The sequence below is a fragment of the Kitasatospora sp. MBT63 genome (genome assembly GCF_000710465.2).
In the GTDB taxonomy this organism is placed as follows: Bacteria; Actinomycetota; Actinomycetes; order Streptomycetales; family Streptomycetaceae; genus Kitasatospora.
This window is the reverse complement of the sequence record NZ_JAIZ01000524.1, coordinates 28,234-29,086: the sequence shown is the minus strand read 5'-3', so window position 1 is coordinate 29,086 and position 853 is coordinate 28,234. Positions and strand designations below refer to the sequence as shown.

Genomic DNA, 853 nt, shown 5'->3' with positions numbered 1-853 from the left:
CCGGCGGCGCGGCCCGCCCCGCCCGGGCCACCGGCGCGCCCGGTCGAGCCGACCCCACCGGGGCCGGATCCGGTCCTGCGGGTGCCGTCCCGCCCACCCGGCCGAAGTCCCCGGCCCGGCCGCCGGGCGACGGCGGCGCGACGGCCGCCGGACGGCACCCTGGTCGAGGAGATGACGGTCGATCTGGACGCGGGCCGGGTCGCGCTGCTGACCCCGCAGGGCCCGCCGGTCCGCGGTGACATCGACACCGACCTCGGGCCCAGGGGCTACACGCTCACCGTCGACCGGGAGCGCCGGCAGTGGGTCTTCGGGCGCGGACAGGTCCGCACCGGGCTGCGGTTCGGCATCACGCTGGACACCGCCGAGCCGTTCGCCCTCAGCTACCCCGCCGCCTTCCCGCTCACTGTGCACCGCGGCTTCCCGCCCCGCGGCGCCGAGGCGCTCCCGGCCGTGCGCGGCCGGCTGCGCAGCGCCGTCGCCGACCGGCGCTGGGGGGACGCCTACGGGGTGCTGGACCTGCTCCCCGCGGTCGACCTCTACGACCTGCTCGACGCGGTGTGGCTGGACGACCCCGGGGTGGTCAACGAACTGCTGCTGCGGTTCGGGGAGGTCCCGGCCACGGCGCAGTACGACCGGCTGCTGATCGTCCGGGCGCTGGAGAGCTTCGCGGTGAAACCGGAGAAGCTCCTGGCCGACGCGTTCGACGCCTGCTACGTCCACCCCGCCTCGTTCGCCCGGGACGTCGGGCGCGAGCGGGCCGGGCTCTCCACCCTCCAACTGGTCTTCACCTACGACCTGGTACCGGCCCGCGCGATCCGCCTGCACGCCGACGACATCCTCGACACCACCGGCG

The 853-nt window shown here is 76.7% G+C and carries 1 protein-coding gene; it reads left to right on the top strand.

What is annotated here, in order from left to right; all coding sequences use genetic code 11:
• Positions 1 to 171: 171 nt before the first annotated feature.
• Positions 172 to 853, top strand: a 682-nt coding sequence (locus AA75_RS28345; protein ID WP_033823117.1) for a hypothetical protein, incomplete at its 3' end; no start/stop codon positions are given.